Below are 17,533 nucleotides of genomic sequence, written 5' to 3'. Positions count from 1 at the left end.
TCTCATCCCAGGTCGAAGGTGTTGGGCAGGCCGAGCTTGTAGCGCACCTCGTCGACGCGCTTCAGGGACTCCAGTTCCGGCGGCCGGTACAGCTCCCAGATCTCACACCGGTCGGCGCCCGAATTGTCCGCGTCCAGGAGTGCGTTGACCGCGAGGCGTGCCGACTCGTTGGCGCCCTCCATCGTGGCCAGGTCCACGTCGGTGCGGACGTAGTCGCCCGCGAGGAAGAAGTTCGGGATCCTCGTGCGGGCCGTGGGGCGGTTGTAGAGGGTGCCCGTGGGGTGGATGAGGAGCTGTTCGCGATTGCGCGGGTCGGGGCCGCCGAGGCCCGTCACCGCGGGGTCCATGAACCAGCCGAGGCGGTCCTCGTCCCGGAGTGTGGTCTTGCCGGCGTCGTTCAGGCCGTCCTTCAGCTGGGCCCAGAGTTCGGCGACGACCTCCTCCTTGGTGCATTCCTTGGCCGTCTTGCCGTAGAGGATGCCGGGCTTGTCCCATTCCGAGATGATCGCGGAGAGGCAGTCGTGGGCGCGGCCGTCGCCGTAGTCGCGGGGGAAGTCCCGTCCGGCCCAGAACTGGGCCTGGCCGACGGCGGTCACCGACCAGGGTGAGTCGAGGCAGTTGATGTGGCCGTGCACGACGGGTGTGGGCGTGCGCAGATAGAACATCACGCCGGTCATCCAGTCCGTCCGCAACGCGTCGCACCTGGCGAGCTGCGGGTCGGCCGCGCGCAGGGTGGGGCCCCATGTCGCGCGTGCGTGCTCGACCGGCAGGGCACAGATGTAGTGGTCGGCGGTGACCGTGCGTTCGTCGCCGCCGTCGCGGGCAGAGACGCGGACGCCGGTCACGCGGCCGGCGTCGTAGCGGACGTCGCGGACCTGGGTGCCGAGGACGAATTCGACGCCGAGGGAGCGCAGGTGGGCTTCCCAGGGGTCGATCCAGGCCTCGCTGGTGGGGGCGTTGAGGACGCGGTCGATGTCGGCGTCGCCGTCCAAGCCGCGGCCGAGCAGGCCCCACAGGAGCAGGGCCTCGATGATGACGCGGCCGACGGTTCGGGTGGACGCCACCTCCGCGCGCGTGGCGACCAAGTTGCGGGTCTGGCCGACGCCGAGGACGGTGCGGTACTCCTCACCCATCTCCTCGGCGCGTATGAAGTCCCACCACGCCACTTTCTCCCACTGGTTCTCGCGGCGGGCGTCGCAGCTGGTGAGGTGGACGAGGAGGCGGTCGGCGAAGTAGGCGGCCTCGTGGGCGGGGAGGCGGGTGCCCAGGTCCAGGACCGAGAGGATCTGGTCGCGGATCCAGCTGAGGGTGAGGTCGCCGGGGCGGGGCGGGGTGGTGGCGCGACGGAGCGGGAAGTGCAGGTCGGGACGGCCGCCGGCGCGGGCGAACAGGGCCTCGGTGCCGCTGACGAGATTGTCGTGGACGCCGCCCGCGTTGCCGGGGACGGGAATGCGGCGCAGGGTGTCCGGCAGGTTCCGGTAAAAGCCGGGGAAGAAGCGGAAGCCGTGTTCGGCGGGGAGGTCCCCCCGGCCGTCGGTCCCGGTGCCCGGTACCGGCATCGAGCGGGCCTTGCCGCCGAGGGCGTCGTAGTACTCGTAGACGGTGACGGCATAGCCGCGTTCGGCGAGTTCGTGGGCGGCGCTCAGACCGGAGACGCCGCCGCCGAGGACGGCGACGCGTGTGCCTGCGGCGGCCTTCGCAGGGTCGGCGGGCCATAAGGCGAGGGCGCCGGCGACTCCCCCGGCGCCGGCCAGGAAGCGTCTGCGGGTATGGCCGGTGTGCGGGGGACCTGACGTCTCCTGGGGCTCGTGCGTGTGTTCTGTTGTCATGAGTCCCGGAGGGTAGGGAGGGGCCGCGCAGGCCGGAAGCCCGTTTCCCGGCCGGCCACAGCATCCTCACAACCCGCAACGGGAGAAGGGGCCCCGGCAGGCCCCGGCCCCCTCGTCAGGCCTTCGGTGCCACCTTGCTGAGGCCGTTGATGATGCGGTCCATCGCGTCGCCGCCGGTCGGGTCCGTGAGGTTCGCGAGGAGCTTCAGCGTGAACTTCATCAGCAGCGGGTGGGTCAGGCCGCGCTGGGTCGCGATCTTCATGACCTTCGGGTTGCCGATGAGCTTCACGAAGGCGCGACCCAGCGTGTAGTAGCCGCCGTAGGTGTCCTTCAGGACGCGCGGGTAGTGCTGGAGGGCCAGTTCACGCCCCGCGGGAGTGGAGCGGGCGTGGGCCTGGACGATGACGTCGGCGGCGATCTGGCCGGACTCCATGGCGTAGGCGATGCCCTCGCCGTTGAAGGGGTTCACCAGGCCGCCGGCGTCGCCGACCAGCAGCAGGCCCTTGGTGTAGTGCGGTTGGCGGTTGAAGGCCATCGGGAGGGCGGCGCCGCGGATCGGGCCGGTCATGTTGTCCGGGGTGTAGCCCCAGTCCTCCGGCATGGACGCGCACCAGGCCTTCAGCACCTCGCGCCAGTCCAGCTCCTTGAAGGAGTCGGAGGTGTTCAGGACGCCCAGACCGACGTTGGAGGTGCCGTCGCCCATGCCGAAGATCCAGCCGTATCCGGGGAGCAGGCGGTCCTCTCCCGGCCCCCGGCGGTCCCAGAGCTCCAGCCAGGACTCCAGGTAGTCGTCCTCGTGGCGGGGGCTTTCGAAGTACGTCCGTACGGCCACGCCCATCGGGCGGTCCTCGCGGCGGTGCAGGCCCATCGCCAGGGACAGGCGGGTGGAGTTGCCGTCGGCGGCGACGACCAGCGGCGCGTGGAAGGTGACCTCGCGCTTCTCCTCGCCGAGCTTGGCGTGGACGCCGGTGATGCGGCCGGTGCGGTCGTCGATGATCGGGGCACCGACGTTGCAGCGCTCGTAGAGCCGGGCGCCGGCCTTCTGGGCCTGGCGGGCGAGTTGCTCGTCGAAGTCGTCGCGCTTGCGGACGAGGCCGTAGTCCGGGAAGGAGGCGAGATCCGGCCAGTCCAGCTGGAGGCGCACACCGCCGCCGATGATCCGCAGACCCTTGTTGCGCAGCCAGCCGGCTTCCTCGGAGATGTCGATGCCCATCGCCACCAACTGTTTGACCGCGCGCGGGGTCAGGCCGTCACCGCAGACCTTCTCCCTGGGGAACTCGGTCTTCTCCAACAGGAGCACGTCGAGGCCGGACTTGGCCAGGTGGTACGCCGTCGTGGAGCCGGCCGGCCCCGCGCCCACGACGATCACGTCGGCGGTGTTCTCGGAGAGAGGCGAGGAGTGGGGCTCGGTCACGACGGTCACGGCTGGATCTCCCCGGGTTCGAAATCTGCGTGCCGACCGGCACTGGACATGGGCAGTCTATTCAGCAGAATTGATCACCCGGCTGAAGGGCTGCCCTGTGAACCGAGCTCTCCCCGCAGTACGGCTGCGTGTGCCCACCGACGAGGACGCGATCGCCTGGCACCGGGTCTTCGCCCACCCGGATGTCATGGAGTTCCACGGCGGCAGGGCCGCGGAGCTCTCCGTCTACGAGGAGCTCACCGCGCGCCAGCGCCGGCACGACGCCGAGCGGGGCTTCTGCCTGTGGACCATGCTCGGCGAGGACGAGCAGGTCATCGGCTTCACGGGCGCCCAGCCGTGGGAGCAGGACTGGGGTCCCACGGGCGAGATCGAGATCGGCTGGCGGCTCGGCCGGGAGCACTGGGGCAAGGGGTACGCGACGGCGGCCGCCCGGATGACGCTTGACCGGCTCAGGGCGGCGGGCGTACCGGATGTCGTGGCGCTGGTCAGACCCGGGAACGAGCGGTCCATCGCGGTCGCCCGGCGCCTCGGCATGAAGCCGGCGGAGACCTTCCCGCATCCGCGGCTCCCCGAGGAGGCGCTCTGTTTCCGGCTTGACCTGGGGAACACTCACACAGAGTAACCGACTGCTACAGAAAGGTACTTGACGCTTCCGGACGGTACCCCTGGGCGGTTACCCTGCCAGTACCGCTGGGGGTGACATCTGTGCGCATAACACCCAAAACGCCCGAGGTGCGCGTGCCGAAGCTCGTCGGACTGATGGCCATGGACGCGCGCGAGGCAGCGAAATCGCACGGCCTGCTCCTCAACGCACCGGACCGGCCGGACTTCCACCTCACCGTCGTCGACTACGTCGTACGCCAGTACCCCCAGCCGGGTGCCGAGGTGCCGCGGGAGTCGATGGTCTACATCTGGTTCGACTTCGGTGAGGGCGAAGGCGGCGGAGGCGTACACGAGCCGCGCATCCCACGGCCGCCCTCGGGCGGGCTGCAGCGCGAGCTCGACGAGCCCGGTGACCCGTACGCCGTCGTCAGCTCTGCCTGAAGCGACGCTCAGCTCTGCTTGAAGCCCCGGTGCAGGGCCACCACCCCGCCCGTCAGGTTCCGCCACGCCACCTTCGACCAGCCGGCCTTGCGCAGCCGCTCGGCGAGGGCCGGCTGGTCGGGCCAGGCGCGGATGGACTCGGCGAGGTAGACGTAGGCGTCGGGGTTGGAGGACACCGCGCGCGCGACCGGGGGCAGGGCGCGCATCAGGTACTCGGTGTAGACGGTGCGGAAGGGCGCCCAGGTGGGGTGCGAGAACTCGCAGATCACGACCCGGCCGCCGGGCCGCGTCACCCGGTACATCTCGCGCAGCGCGGCGTCGAAGTCCTGGACGTTGCGCAGCCCGAAGGAGATCGTCACGGCGTCGAAGGTGTCGTCCTTGAACGGCAGCCGCGTCGCGTCGCCCGCCGTGAACGGCAGCCAGGTGTGCTTGCGCTTGCCGACCTGGAGCATGCCGAGGGAGAAGTCGCAGGGGACGACGTACGCGCCCGTCTGTGCGAAGGGCAGCGAGGAGGTGGCCGTGCCGGCGGCGAGGTCGAGGACCTTCTGCGCGGGTCGGGCGTCGACGGCCTTGGCGACCTCCTTGCGCCATCTGCGGTCCTGGCCGAGCGACAGCACGTCGTTGGTCAGGTCGTACCGTTCCGCCACGTTGTCGAACATCGAGGCGACTTCGTGCGGCTGCTTGTCCAGGGATGCGCGGGTCACGGGCCCATTGTGGCAGTACGGCCCGGACGGCCCCGCAGCGCCCGGCCGGTCGTCTGTGGTTGGTCGCGCCCGCGCGGCGGAGCCGCATATCAATACAGCCCGCGCCCCCTGACGGCGATACGCTCACCGTCGGCGGTAAACCAGCCGGCCCTCGACCACCGTTGCCACACACGTGCCCGCGCCCCGTTCGGCGAGCTCCGCCTCGTCCTGTACGTCGAACACCGCGAACCGGGCTGCGGAGTCCCGTTCCCTCGGCTCGGCGAACTCCACCGGCAGACCGGATCGGTACGGGTCCAGCGACGGAGTCCCTCCAGGACGTCCGAGCCGGCCCATCGCCAGCCCCGAGCGGTGCACCGCATCCCGCACCGCCCGGTTGCGCAGTTCCTCGCAGGCCACCCGGACGGTGCCGTGCGCCAGCATGCGCTGCAGACCGCGGCGGGCGCTGGCGGCCCAGCGGGCGTCGTCCATCGCGAGGGCCGCCAACGCATCCCCGGTCAGTGGCTCGGTGCCCAGCTCGTCGGCCTCGCGCGGATCGGGGTGGTAGGCCTGCTCCAGCAGCTCGTTGCCGTGGAGGTTGATCAGCCCGGGCGTGAGGATGCCGGGCCACTCCCGTACCCGTGCCCCCGGATGAGCGGCGACCAGGTCCGCCAACTGCCCCGCGTCGGCGATCCACGCACCCTTGACGGCGAGCGCGCGGCCCCTTGAGTCGGCGTGGATCGTCAGCACGGGCAGGTCAGTTGGACGCGAGGATCTTCAGTTCGGGATGCGCCGTGCCACCCTCGATCGCCGTGGACGAGATGTGGGACATGACGCGCTCGTCGACGGGGTCGTTCGCCGGGTCGTCGTGCACGACGAGGTGCTCGTAGGTGGTGGCGCGCTGCGCCGGGACCCGCCCCGCCTTGCGGATCAGGTCGATGATCTCCAGGCGGTTGGAGCGGTGCTTGGCGCCGGCCGAGGAGACCACGTTCTCCTCCAGCATGATCGAGCCGAGGTCGTCGGCGCCGTAGTGCAGCGACAGCTGGCCGACCTCCTTGCCGGTGGTGAGCCAGGAGCCCTGGATGTGCTGGATGTTGTCCATGAAGAGGCGTGCGACGGCGATCATCCGCAGGTACTCGAAGATCGTGGTCTGCGTACGGCCCTTCAGGTGGTTGTTCTCGGGCTGGTAGGTGTACGGGATGAAGGCGCGGAAGCCGCCCGTGCGGTCCTGGACGTCCCGGATCATCCGCAGGTGCTCGATGCGCTCGGCGTTGGTCTCGCCCGTGCCCATGAGCATGGTCGACGTCGACTCGACGCCGAGGTTGTGCGCCGTCTCCATGATCTCCAGCCAGCGCTCACCGCTCTCCTTCAGCGGGGCGATGGCCTTGCGGGGGCGGGCGGGCAGGAGTTCGGCTCCGGCGCCCGCGAAGGAGTCGAGACCGGCGGCGTGGATGCGCTGGATCGCCTCCTCGACCGACACCTTCGAGATCCGGGCCATGTGCTCGACCTCGGACGCGCCCAGCGAGTGGATCACCAGCTGGGGGAACTCCTTCTTGATGGCGGCGAAGTGCTTCTCGTAGTACTCGACGCCGTAGTCCGGGTGGTGACCGCCCTGGAACATGATCTGGGTACCGCCGAGTTCGACGGTCTCGGCGCAGCGCCGAAGGATGTCGTCCAGGTCGCGGGTCCAGCCCTTGGCCGTGTCCTTGGGGGCCGCGTAGAACGCGCAGAACTTGCACGCCGTGACGCACACGTTCGTGTAGTTGATGTTGCGCTCGATGATGTACGTCGCGATGTGCTCGGTGCCCGCGTACTTGCGGCGGCGTACGGCGTCGGCGGCGGCGCCCAGCGCGTGCAGCGGGGCGTCGCGGTAGAGGTCGAGCGCTTCCTCTGGGGTGATGCGTCCGCCCGCTGCGGCACGGTCGAGGACGGACTGGAGGTCGGCCTTCTCGGTCACCGGGGCGTCCCTTTCGTCAAGGGTTGTGGACGGACCGAACCAGCCTACGCCAGCCCTTTTACAGGGCTCACCTCAGGCCGCGTACGCCCCGATCAGCAGCCCGACGAGCACCCCGCCGAGCAGGAACGGCCCGAACGGGATCGCCGACTTGCGCCCGGCCCGCCGCAGGAGCACCCGCCCCCAGCCGTACAACGCCCCGAACAGAAACCCGGCGAAGGTGCCGAGCATGACCGTCGCCCAGCCGTACCAGCCCAGCGCCGCGCCCGCCGCGAGGGCCAGCTTCACATCGCCGAAGCCCATGCCGGCGGGGTTGATGAGGTGCAGGAGGTAGTAGCCGGCGCCGAGCGCGAGCGTGGCCCACAGGGCGGTCGGCCAGTCGCCGGCGTGCTCGGGGACGAGGGCGACCAGGCCGAGCAGCAGCAGCGCGGCGCCCGCGAGCGGGAGGGTCAGCGGGTCGGGCAGCCGCCGCACCCGGACGTCGACGGCCGCGAGCAGCACGCCGACCGGAGCAAGCAGCAGCCAGGCGCCCAGCTCGGGACGGGTATCGGTGGCCGCGGCCAGGGCGGCGCAGACGAGGGAGGTGACGGTGGCGAGCGTCGGGGCGCCGGGGTCGTACGGCGTGCGGGTCGCGCACCCTCCGCACCGCGCGCGCCCGATCCACCCTCTGATCGGGTGCCCGGCCGGACACCGCTCCCGCCACCCTTCCTCCCTGTCCGCCCCCGCCTCTTCGTCCTCGTCCTCGTCCGGAACAGAGAACCGATACGCGGCCCGCGGCAGCAGCGCCCCCGCCGCCGCACCCCAGAGCGCGGCGGCGAGGACCAGCAGGGCGGTGCTCATCAGACGGCCGGCAACGCGTAGAGCGCCGGACCGTTCGTCACCATCAGGCGGTAGCCGGCGAGGGCGATCTGCCAGGGGTCGCCGTGGTCCTCGCTGACGGTGAAGGTCCAGCGCAGCTTGCCGGTCCTGGCCTGGAGGGCGACCACGCCGCCGTCCAGGGAGCCGGTGGCGCCGTACAGGGTCGCGCCCGCCTTCAGGAACGTCTCCGGGCCCTCCACGTCGAGTTCGTCGCAGAGCCAGAGCCGCTTTCCGGTGTCGGCGTTCACGGCCCAGACGCCGTCGTCGTAGTCACTGGTGTAGAGCACGCCGTCGACGACGGTCGGGTTCTTGAAGCCGCGGCGGCCGTTGGGGGACAGCGTCCAGACGGTGGCGCCCGTGGTCGCGTCCACGGCCGTCAGCTTGCTCCCCGGAAGGAACACCAGCCCGTTCGCGACCGTGGGTTGCCAGCTCCAGTCGTCGCCGATCTTCTTGGTCCACAGCTGTCGGCCGGTGGCGGTGTCGCGGACGGTGAGGTTCTTCCTGGAGTCGGTGTAGACGAGGTACTTGCCGGCGGCGGTGCCCTGCACGTCGTAGTCGTCCGTGCCCCAGTCGCGCTTCTGCAGCCACACCTTCTTTCCGGTGGTGTGGCTGATCGCGGCGACCGCCGTGCGGTAGTCCGTGGCGCTCTTGGAGTCGCTGTAGTCGGTCACCGTGACGTACACGTTCTTGTCGTCGATGGCGAGCGGATCCTCGATGCGCAACTGCTTGCCGAGCCGGCTGCGCCAGGCCTCCTCGCCGGTGGTGGCGTCGTGGGCGACGAGGACGCCGTCGTAGTCGCCGTCGGCCAGGAACACCTTGCCGCCGTGGAAGAGGAGCGGGGCTCCGGGGCGGCAGATCTCCGGCTTGGACCAACGGGGCTTGCCCGTCTTCACGTTGTACGCCACCAGCGGGTCGCCGCTCACGAGCAGCAGGCCGTTGTGGACGAGCAGCGGCACGGCGGGGTTGGTGCTGTCCTCCGCGACCGTCTTGTGCCACAGCGGCTGGGGGGCCACTCCGGCCGGCGGGGTCGTGAAGTTCTCGGCGGCGGGCCGGGCCGGACCGCCCTCCCCGTTCTCCCGCGTCGCCCCTCCGGAGCCTTCGGTGTCGCGTCCGAACCACCACGCCGTACCCCCGCCCACGGCCGCGACCGCCGCGGCCCCGCCGAGTGCCAGGCCGAGGGCACGACGGCGGGACGGCCCGGCAGCGGCATCGGCAGCGGAATCGGCCTGCGTGGAACCCAGCTGGACCGTGCCGGCTTGCCGCGGGGCGCCCTGTCCCTGAGCGGGCGGAGGCGGGTAGCCGTAACCGGGCACGGGAGCGCCGCCGGGAGGGGTGGCGTGCCCCGGCACGGGGGTGTTGCCGGGCGGGGTGCCGTATCCCGACGGGATCGTCGGTGCCGGTCCGAAGGACGCGGCCGGCTGCGGCTGTTGCGGTGCCTCCAGGTCGAGGATCCCCGCGGCATGCGTGGCGATGGTGGACGCGACGGCCGACGGCAGCCAGTCGTGCAGGACGCCTTCGACGCCCTGCGGTGCCAGTGCGGTGACGATCCGGTCGGGCGCCGGCCGCTGCGCCGGGTCCTTCAGCAGGCAGGCGCGGATCAGCCCGAGCAGGGACGGCGGTACGTCCGTCAGGTCCGCCTCCCCGTGGACGACCTGGTAGAGCAGCGCCGCGTGCGAGACGGCGCCCTCGCCGAAGGCGTTGCGGCCCCGCGCGGCGAAGGCCAGCACCGCGCCCAGCGAGAAGACGTCACCGGCCGGGCCCACGTCCTGCCCCAGGGCCTGCTCCGGCGGCATGTAGCCGGGCGAGCCGACCACAACTCCCGTCTGCGTCATACGGTTTCCGTCCACCGCACGCGCGATGCCGAAGTCGATGACACGGGGGCCGTCGGCGGCCAGCAGGACGTTCGAGGGCTTGAGGTCACGGTGGATCAGCCCCGCCGCGTGGACCTCCTGCAGAGCGGCCGCGAGCCCCGCGGCCAGGGCGCGGACCGTGTGCTCGGGCAGCGCTCCGTGCGCGGCGACCACATCGGTGAGGTCGGGACCGAGGACGTACGACGTCGCCAGCCACGGCAGCGCGGCGTCCGGGTCGGCGTCCACCACGGGGGCGGTGAAGCGGCCGGAGACCGCCTTGGCTATCTCGACCTCGTGCCGGAAGCGCTCCCGGAAGTCGGCGTCCGCCGCCAGATCCGGGCGGACCACCTTCACGGCGACGGTACGGCCTCCGGGAGAACGGGCCAGATACACCCGCCCCATGCCGCCGGCACCGAGTCTTCGCAGCAGTCGGTAACTGCCCAACTCCCGCGGATCGTCGGGCTGCAGTGTCTCCATGGTGGCCTTCCCCGTCGTCATGCTCACGTGCGAGCAGCAACAGTAGAGGACCCCCCTCAGACGCCCCTCGCCGCTTCTCGCCGCCCCTCGCCGCTACCCGACCTTCGACAGCCGCGCCTCGGGGTTCCCCTCAGCGTCGCTCTCCGAGCGGTACACGAGGTCGTCTCCGCTCGGTGTGATCCGGACGGTGTGCGGTGTGGGGTTGCAGCCGCCGTGGTTGGTCTTCCGGCCCACGGACGTCACGACGAGCTCCTTCGCCGTCACCTTCTTCAGCGTCAGGACGTCGTTGCAGACGCCGCCTAGCAGGTCCGTCTGCCGGAGAGTGCCCAACTCGTCGCCCACGTCGGCCTTGTGCACGGTCAGCCGGAAGGTGCCCGCCGGCAGGCTGCCGAGGGCGCTGGCCTCACCCTCCCAGGTGCCGAGGTAGCGGGCGGGGACGGAGCCCGCGGCCGGCGTGGAGGCGTCCGTGCCCGGCGCCTGGGACGAGGCCGCCCCCGAATCCGCGTTGGTGTCCTGGTCCCCGCCCGGCAGGAGCTCGAACACGAACACGGACCCCACCGTCACCGCGGCCAACGCCCCCGCCACCGCGAGCGCCACCGTGCAGCTCATCCGCCGCCCACGGCCTCCCTCCCCCGGCGTGGAGGCCGCCGCGACGGAGAGGGAGAGCTTGCCGGGCCGCTGATCGGATGCCGGGGCGGTGTCCTCGGGAGTCGGGGCAGCACGGTCCTGAGGAGGCCGGGCGTCACGCGGTTCGGGTACGGCGACGGGGGCATCGGGCACAGAAGCAGTCCCGGAGGCGGAAGGGGTCCCGGAGGCGGACCCGGAGGCGAAAGCTGCCCCGGGCACGGCCCCCGGCATCACCGGCGGCGGCCCGAACTCCCCCACCGTCGCCTGCCTGCTGAAGGCCACCGGCCCCGAGGCGACGTCCTCCCCCGCCTCCAGGTTCAGCAGCTGCACGGCACCACGGCTGACCTGCTCCACCAACGCCCCCGGCAGCCACCCGCCCGCCACCGCCCGGGCCGCCCCGTCGGGGGCCAGTCGCCGCGCCACCTCGCCCGGCGCGGGCCGCGCACCCGGCTCCTTGGCCAGGCAGGCCGCCACCAGTTCCCGCACCTCGCCGTCCAGCGCGTCCAGTTCGGGCTCCTCGTGCACCACCTTGTACAGCAGCGCCGCCGACGAGTCCCCGGAGAACGGCGGCTGCCCGCTCGCCGCGTACGCCAGCACCGCGCCCAGCGAGAAGACGTCCGCCGCCCCGGTGACCCCCTTGCCCACGATCTGTTCGGGCGACATGTAACCGGGCGAGCCGATCGAGACGCCGGTCGACGTCAGGGACGCCGTACCGTCCGTGGCCCGCGCGATGCCGAAGTCGATCAGCAGGGGGCCGTCCAGCGTGAGCAGCACGTTCGACGGCTTCACATCCCGGTGCACCAGCCCCAGTTCATGCACGGCGGCCAGCGCCTCGGCCAGGCCCGCGCCCAGCACCCGTACGGTGTGCGCCGGCAGCGGGCCACCCGCGTCCGCGACCGCCGCCGCCAGCGACGGCCCCGCCGCATACGCCGTGGCCACCCACGGCACCGCCGCCTCCGGATCCGCGTCCAGCACGGGCGCCGTCCAGGCACCGCCCACCCGCCGCGCCGCCTCCACCTCCCGGCGGAAACGGGCGCGGAACTCCTCGTCCAGCGCGAAGTGCGGGTGCACGATCTTGACGGCGACCGTACGGCCGCCCGCGCTGCGCCCCAGGTACACCCGCCCCATCCCGCCGGAACCGAGCCGCCCGAGCAGCCGGTACGGCCCGACGGCGGTCGGCTCGTCAACTCCGAGCGGCTGCATCGGCGCCCACCCCTCCCCCGTACGGCTTCCTGCGCCCGTGGAACTCCCAGCAGGTTAATGCGGAAGCAGCCCCGCCTTTACGGCCGCGGCAGATTACGGCCGCGGCAGATTACGGCCGCAGCAGATCCACCTTCACATCCGCCGGAAACCCCGTCGTCGGCCCCACGCGCCGCGCGAACTCCGCGACCGCCTCCAGCTGCGGGCCGCCGAAGCTGAAGTCCAGGGTGGTGAAGTACCGCTCCAGGGTCCGCTCGTCGAAATCCTCCCAGCGGGCCGCCTGCTCGGCGACCTTGGCGACCTCCTCCAGGGAGAGGTTGCGGGAGTCGAGGAAGGCCTCGTGGACTCTGCGGGTGATGACCGGCTCGCGCTCCACATAGTCCCGGCGCGCCGCCCACACCGCGAACACGAAGGGCAGGCCGGTCCACTCCTTCCAGAGCGAGCCGAGGTCGTGCACCTCAAGGCCGTAGCGCGGGCCGTCGAGGAGGTTGGCCCGCAGCGCCGCGTCCCCGATCAGTACGGCCGCCTCCGCCTCCTGCATCATCAGGCTGAGGTCGGGCGGGCAGGTGTAGTAGTCGGGCCGTACGCCGTAGCGCTCGGCGAAGAGGAGCTGGGCGAGGCGGACGGAGGTGCGCGAGGTCGAGCCGAGGGCGACCCGGCGGCCGTCCAGCTGGTCCAGGGGGACCTGCGAGACGATCACGCAGGACATCACCGGGCCGTCGCAGCCGACTGCGATGTCGGGGAAGGCGACCAGGTCGTCCGCGTTGCGCAGGAACTCGACGAGGGTGATCGGCGCGATGTCGAGATCACCCCGCACCAGCTGCTCGCTGAGCTTCTCCGGGGTGTCCTTGGTCAGCTCGAAGTCGAGGAGCGTGCCCGTTCTCGCGAGCCCCCAGTACAGGGGCAGGCAGTTCAGGAACTGGATGTGGCCTACGCGCGGCCGGGTGCGAGAATTGTCCACATCGCGAGACTAGACCCCGTGAGGTACGCTTCGGACTTCGACCCCCAGGGTCAACACCTTCTCGATCTTCAAACGTCCGGGTGACGTGATCTTGACCTCTATTGCTTTCGGCTGCCCGCGTGCTAGGCTCGCCGCAAGTTGCAGTTTGGTTTCCCTTGCAGTACAGAGCCTGCGGAGCATGTAACCGCGGGCTCTCGTCGTTTTCAGACGTATGCAGTTGTGCGGCATCTTGTTTTCACACTTGCAGGGTTCTGGAGCAGGGCAACCCTTTGGGCCCAAGGAGGGCTTATGGCTACCGGAACCGTGAAGTGGTTCAACGCCGAAAAGGGCTTTGGCTTCATCGCCCAGGAAGGCGGCGGCCCCGACGTCTTCGTTCACTACTCCGCGATCAACGCGAGCGGCTTCCGTTCGCTGGAGGAGAACCAGCAGGTCTCCTTCGACGTGACGCAGGGCCCGAAGGGTCCGCAGGCGGAGAACGTCACCCCCGTCTGATCCGAGGGATGCCCCTCTGAAGACGTCTGAGAGCAGTACCCAAGGAGCCCCTCGCCTTCCGGCGCAGGGGCTCCTGCCTTGTACGCGTTGCCTTATACGTGCTGCATGACCAGCACGAACGTCGTCCCGGGCGCCAGCGCCTCGTACGAGTGCGGCACATCCCCGCGATACGACATGTAGTCGCCCGGTCCCAGGTCGGCCTCTTCGCCCCGGGGCCCGGCCTTCACCCGCCCCGTGCTGACGATCAGATGCTCCACCGAGCCCGGAATGTGCGGCTCCGACTCCCGGGCCGGTCCCGGTTCCGCCCGCAGGTGATAGATGTCCCGGCGGGCGCCCGGCGGACTGGCCGAGAGCAGGGTCGCCACGTAGTCCGCCCGTTCGGACGCGACAGTGGGCCCTTCACCCGCCCGGATCACCTGTACGGCCGGTGCCGGCGGCTCCACGAGCGCGCTGAACGGCACACCGAGCGCCACTCCCAGCGCCCACAGCGTCTCCACGCTGGGATTTCCGCTGCCCGCCTCCAGCTGGGACAGCGTGGACTTGGCGATTCCCGCCCGTTTGGCCAGCTCGGACAGTGACAGCCCGGCCCGGGCGCGCTCGCGGCGCAGGGAGGCGGCGATCCAGGTGAGGGGCTCACCCATGCGGCTCACTCCCTGTCGTTCGTTTTACGAGTACATTCGTTCGTCTTGACGAACGATCGGCGTGCGTTCACTCTGGAAAACATGCGTTCGTTTCTCCGAACACCGATGATGGCACCTCTCACGCGACCTCCGACAGCAGCTCTCGTGCGGGACAGTGCGCTCGTCTGGCTGGCGAGTGGCGTCGTCGGTGTCTCCTTCGGCGCGATCGCCGTCACCGGGGGCCTGCCGGTGTGGGTGCCGGTGGTGATGTCGCTGGTCGTGTACGCGGGCTCCGCGCAGTTCAGCGCGGTCGGTGTGCTGCTCGCCGGGGGCGGGCCGGTGGCGGCCGTGGCCACCGGACTGCTGCTCAACGCGCGCACGGCGGCCTTCAGCCTCACCGTCGCGGACATCCTCGGCCAGGGTCGCGTCGCCCGCCTCCTGGGCGCGCACCTGGTGACCGACGAGACGGTGGCCTTCGCCCTCGCCCAGTCGGACCCGGCGCGCAGGCGGGCGGCCTTCTGGATCTCGGGGCTGGGCCTGTTCGCCGTGTGGAACCTGGGCGTCCTGGCCGGGGCACTGGCCGGCGGCGCGCTGGGCGACACGAGCACCTATGGCCTGGACGCGGCCTTCCCCGCCGTCCTGGTCGCCCTGGTGCTGCCCGCTCTGCGCGAGGGTCCGGCCGTACGGCGGTCCGCGCTGCTCGGTGCCGGTCTGGCGCTGGTGGTGACGCCGGCCGTTCCGGCGGGCGTGCCGGTGCTGGTGGCGCTGGCGGGGCTCGCCGTGTACGGGCGCGGTGGCGGGAGGCGTACGGCATGAGCGCGACGGTGGTCATGATGCTGGCGCTGGCGGCCGGCACGTACGCCTTCCGGCTGGTCGGGCCGGTGCTCCACGGGCGCGTCGAACTCTCGCCCGCCGTCCAGGAGGTGCTGTCGGCGGGCGCGATCGTCCTGCTGGTGGCCCTGCTGGCCACGGGCGCGCTGACCGAGGACGGCGGCTTCGCGGGCTGGGCACGTCCGGCCGGGGTGCTGGTGGGCGGTGTCCTGGCGTGGCGGAGGGCGCCGTTCGCGGTGGTGGTGCTGGGGGCGGCGGGGGCCACCGCGGTGCTGCGGGCGGTGGGCGTGGCATGACGGGCTCTCGCACAAAGGGAGCGGCGAGCAGGCACCGGCTTCGCTAGGGTCCCCGGCCATGACCGAAGCCGACTTCCTCACCACGACCCGCACCTTCTACGACGCCATCGCCGAGGACTACGCGGACCTCTTCCGGAACGAGCTGGCGGACAGGCCCCTGGAGCGGGCGGTGCTGGGTCTGTTCGCCGAACTCGTCGAGGGGGACGGCCCGGTGGCCGACCTGGGATGCGGTCCGGGCCGGACGACCGCCCGGCTCGCCGCTCTGGGGCTGCCCGTGTTCGGGGTCGATCTGTCGGAGTCGATGCTCGCGATCGCCCGCCGCGAGAACCCGCAGCTGCGCTTCGAGCAGGGCTCGATGCTGGAGCTGGATGTGCCGGACGGCACGCTGGCCGGCGCCCTGTCCTTCTACTCCTCCATCCACACGCCCGTGGATCGGCTCCCGGCCCTGTTCGCCGAGTTCCACCGCGTGCTGGCTCCCGGCGCGCCGCTGCTGGTCGCCTTCCAGGCCGGCGACGAACACCGGCACCACGACCGGCCCTTCGGTCACCCGGTCTCGCTCACCTTCCAGCGTCGCCGGCCGGAGCACATCGCCGACCTGCTGACGGCGGCGGGCTTCGCCCTGGTGTCCCGGACGGTCCGCGAACCCGACCCTGCGCTCGACGAGACGTGCCAGCAGGCGTTCCTGATCGCCCGCAAGCCCCGGTGAGCGCCTCAGAGGCCGTCCGTCAGTGACCTGAACCCGGCTCGGCGCCGCCGCCCGCGGGCGTGCCGGGTTTGGTGTGCAGGATCTCGCGCGCCTGGTCAGCGGCGCGGGCCGTGCTCTCGGCGACGAAGTCCAGGAAGCGGGCCATGCTCTCCAGGCGGGTGGCGGCCGGGGTGCCGGAGCCGAGGACGCCGACACCCTGCCGTGCGGTCTCGGCGACCTGGGCGATGGCGCGGGCGCTGGCCATCATCGACTGGTACATGATGTCGTCGTCGACGACGTAGCGCTCGCGGCGGCGCTCGTCGCGTTCCCGGCGCAGGAGGTCCTGGCTCTCGAGGAACGCGACCGCTTTGGAGACGGACGCCGGGCTGACCTGGAGGCGCCGGACGAGTTCGGAGGCGGTGAGGCTGCCCGTGTCGCTGATGGTGAGGCAGGCCATCACCCGCGCCGTCATCTTGGGCATGCCCGACTGCATGAAGACGGTGGTCAGCGTCTCCTCGTACTCGCGCACCGCCTCGGCGTCGCGTCCGTGGGCCTGCGGCGACGCCTCCTGCCCCCGGGGCGCGGCCTGCCTGCGCCGGTGGGCACGGCGTTCGGTGGCGCGGTGGGCGAGGTCTGCACGGTAGGCGGTCGGGCCGCCATTGCGCATGACCTCGCGCGTGATGGTCGAGGTCGGGCGGTCGAGACGCCTGGCGATCTCCGCGTAGGCGAGCCCGTCGGCCAGTCCCAGCGCGATCTGCTGACGTTCCTGCTGGGTGAGCCTGCCTCCCGGCATCGCGGTCTCCTTACTGCTCCGTGGTGCCGTCACCATAGCGTTCACATCCACTCCATTGCAACGACCCGCCACAGGTCGTTGCATTACGCTTGAGGATCATTGCAACGATATTTCTGTCTTGAGCTGCGCTTATCCGGGTCAGACGCAATGACGCTGTTGCCAGATTTTTGAACGCAACGTAGCGTTTCCGTTGTAAGAAACAAAGACGAACCCAGGAGCGCACGATGCAGACGTTCAACACCCCCGCCCCGATCTCCGCCGTCCTCGACATCCCCGCCGGGCGTATCCACTTCATCGCCGCCGACCGGGCCGACACCACCGTCGAGGTCCTGCCCGCGAACGCCTCCAAGGGCCGCGATGTGAAGGCGGCCGAGCAGACCACGGTCGAATACGCCGACGGCGTTCTGCGGATCGACGCCCCGGCGGCGCGGAACCAGTACCTAGGCCCCTCCGGATCCATCGAGGTGACCGTCCAGCTGCCGGCCGGCTCCCACATCGAGGGGAAGGCGGCCAGCGCCGAGTTCCGCGGCGTCGGACGGCTCGGCGACGTCACCTTCGAGGGCGCGCAGGGCCCGCTCAAGCTCGACGAGACCGCGAGCGCCCGCCTCACCGTCCTCGCCGGTGACGTATCGGTGGGCCGCCTGGGCGGTCCCGCACAGATCAGCACCCAGAAGGGCGACATCCGGATCGCCGAGGCGGTGCGCGGCAGCGTCGTGCTGACCACCCAGATGGGCGACGTGTCCATCGACGCCGCCCACGGTGTGTCCGCCTCCCTGGACGCCAGCACCGGCTACGGCCGCATCCACAACGCGCTCAGGAACACCGACGGCGCCGACGCCGAACTGACCATCCGCGCGACCACCTCCCACGGCGACATCACCGCCCGCAGCCTCTAGACCTCACGAGGAGCACT

Annotated in this window: 18 protein-coding genes; 7 read left to right on the top strand and 11 right to left on the bottom strand. The window is 71.2% G+C overall.

The genetic code is table 11. From position 1 onward, the window contains the following. Positions 1-2: 2 nt before the first annotated feature. Together ACIBU0_RS20240 and ACIBU0_RS20235 are read right to left on the bottom strand one after the other, a co-directional pair. Positions 3-1,829 carry an FAD-dependent oxidoreductase gene (locus ACIBU0_RS20240; RefSeq protein WP_398820000.1) on the bottom strand — a complete coding sequence of 609 codons (1,827 nt, stop codon included), beginning with the start codon at positions 1,827-1,829 and terminating at the stop codon, positions 3-5. Positions 1,830-1,944: 115 nt separating this feature from the next. Beyond that, positions 1,945-3,252 (bottom strand): geranylgeranyl reductase family protein, encoded by a 1,308-nt coding sequence (locus ACIBU0_RS20235; RefSeq protein ID WP_398819996.1) that lies wholly within the window; start codon positions 3,250-3,252, stop codon positions 1,945-1,947. A 97-nt stretch (positions 3,253-3,349) separates the two neighbouring features. On the opposite strand from ACIBU0_RS20235, the gene ACIBU0_RS20230 reads away from it, so the two are divergent. Then, positions 3,350-3,874, top strand: coding sequence for a GNAT family N-acetyltransferase (locus ACIBU0_RS20230; protein WP_398819993.1), 525 nt, complete (start codon positions 3,350-3,352; stop codon positions 3,872-3,874). Between the two features lie 110 nt (positions 3,875-3,984). Beyond that, entirely contained in the window at positions 3,985-4,296 is a 312-nt protein-coding gene (locus ACIBU0_RS20225; protein WP_398820833.1) for a PASTA domain-containing protein, read from the top strand. An 8-nt stretch (positions 4,297-4,304) separates the two neighbouring features. On the opposite strand, the gene ACIBU0_RS20220 is transcribed toward ACIBU0_RS20225, so the two are convergent. The 7 genes from ACIBU0_RS20220 to ACIBU0_RS20190 form a co-directional block, all read right to left on the bottom strand. Next, positions 4,305-5,000, bottom strand: a complete 696-nt coding sequence (locus ACIBU0_RS20220; RefSeq protein WP_398819989.1) for a demethylmenaquinone methyltransferase — start codon at positions 4,998-5,000, stop codon at positions 4,305-4,307. A gap of 123 nt (positions 5,001-5,123) precedes the next feature. Then, positions 5,124-5,726, bottom strand: a complete 603-nt coding sequence (locus ACIBU0_RS20215) for a hypothetical protein (protein ID WP_398819986.1) — start codon at positions 5,724-5,726, stop codon at positions 5,124-5,126. Between the two features lie 7 nt (positions 5,727-5,733). After that, complete coding sequence (gene mqnC, locus ACIBU0_RS20210) at positions 5,734-6,933, bottom strand: cyclic dehypoxanthinyl futalosine synthase (protein ID WP_398819983.1); 1,200 nt, start codon at positions 6,931-6,933, stop codon at positions 5,734-5,736. Positions 6,934-7,005: 72 nt separating this feature from the next. Further along, entirely contained in the window at positions 7,006-7,770 is a 765-nt protein-coding gene (locus ACIBU0_RS20205; RefSeq protein ID WP_398819980.1) for a prepilin peptidase, read from the bottom strand. Beyond that, positions 7,770-10,115 (bottom strand): PQQ-binding-like beta-propeller repeat protein, encoded by a 2,346-nt coding sequence (locus ACIBU0_RS20200; RefSeq protein WP_398819977.1) that lies wholly within the window; start codon positions 10,113-10,115, stop codon positions 7,770-7,772. Before ACIBU0_RS20200 ends, ACIBU0_RS20205 begins: the two co-directional genes overlap by 1 nt. A 93-nt stretch (positions 10,116-10,208) precedes the next feature. Next, a complete protein-coding gene (locus ACIBU0_RS20195) occupies positions 10,209-11,945 on the bottom strand; it encodes a protein kinase (protein WP_398819974.1) in 1,737 nt (578 codons plus the stop codon). A 109-nt stretch (positions 11,946-12,054) separates the two neighbouring features. Next, on the bottom strand, positions 12,055-12,903 hold the full coding sequence (locus ACIBU0_RS20190; protein WP_398819971.1) for a menaquinone biosynthetic enzyme MqnA/MqnD family protein: 849 nt from the start codon (positions 12,901-12,903) through the stop codon (positions 12,055-12,057). 288 nt (positions 12,904-13,191) lie between these two features. Between ACIBU0_RS20190 and ACIBU0_RS20185 the strand changes: the two genes are divergently transcribed. After that, positions 13,192-13,395, top strand: a complete 204-nt coding sequence (locus tag ACIBU0_RS20185; protein ID WP_003992177.1) for a cold-shock protein — start codon at positions 13,192-13,194, stop codon at positions 13,393-13,395. Positions 13,396-13,487: 92 nt separating this feature from the next. Here ACIBU0_RS20185 and ACIBU0_RS20180 read toward each other — a convergent pair whose 3' ends face one another. Further along, positions 13,488-14,036 (bottom strand): helix-turn-helix domain-containing protein, encoded by a 549-nt coding sequence (locus tag ACIBU0_RS20180; protein ID WP_398819968.1) that lies wholly within the window; start codon positions 14,034-14,036, stop codon positions 13,488-13,490. 81 nt (positions 14,037-14,117) lie between these two features. On the opposite strand from ACIBU0_RS20180, the gene ACIBU0_RS20175 reads away from it, so the two are divergent. The 3 genes from ACIBU0_RS20175 to ACIBU0_RS20165 are packed head-to-tail and all read left to right on the top strand — an operon-like array spanning position 14,118 to position 15,848. Continuing rightward, a complete protein-coding gene (locus tag ACIBU0_RS20175) occupies positions 14,118-14,831 on the top strand; it encodes an AzlC family ABC transporter permease (protein ID WP_398819965.1) in 714 nt (237 codons plus the stop codon). Continuing rightward, a complete protein-coding gene (locus tag ACIBU0_RS20170) occupies positions 14,828-15,142 on the top strand; it encodes an AzlD domain-containing protein (protein WP_398819963.1) in 315 nt (104 codons plus the stop codon). The genes ACIBU0_RS20175 and ACIBU0_RS20170 overlap by 4 nt, the downstream gene beginning before the upstream one ends. A gap of 58 nt (positions 15,143-15,200) precedes the next feature. Beyond that, positions 15,201-15,848 carry a class I SAM-dependent DNA methyltransferase gene (locus tag ACIBU0_RS20165; RefSeq protein ID WP_398819960.1) on the top strand — a complete coding sequence of 216 codons (648 nt, stop codon included), beginning with the start codon at positions 15,201-15,203 and terminating at the stop codon, positions 15,846-15,848. Positions 15,849-15,867: 19 nt separating this feature from the next. Here the strand turns inward: ACIBU0_RS20165 and ACIBU0_RS20160 are convergent, their stop codons facing one another. Next, a complete protein-coding gene (locus tag ACIBU0_RS20160; RefSeq protein ID WP_398819958.1) occupies positions 15,868-16,620 on the bottom strand; it encodes a helix-turn-helix domain-containing protein in 753 nt (250 codons plus the stop codon). A gap of 224 nt (positions 16,621-16,844) precedes the next feature. Between ACIBU0_RS20160 and ACIBU0_RS20155 the strand changes: the two genes are divergently transcribed. Beyond that, positions 16,845-17,516: a DUF4097 family beta strand repeat-containing protein gene (locus tag ACIBU0_RS20155; protein ID WP_398819955.1), complete on the top strand. Its 672-nt coding sequence runs from the start codon at positions 16,845-16,847 to the stop codon at positions 17,514-17,516. Positions 17,517-17,533 lie beyond the last annotated feature (17 nt).

The sequence above is a fragment of the Streptomyces sp. NPDC049627 genome (assembly GCF_044465645.1).
GTDB lineage: Bacteria > Actinomycetota > Actinomycetes > Streptomycetales > Streptomycetaceae > Streptomyces.
This window is presented reverse-complemented; position numbering and strand designations above follow the sequence as displayed.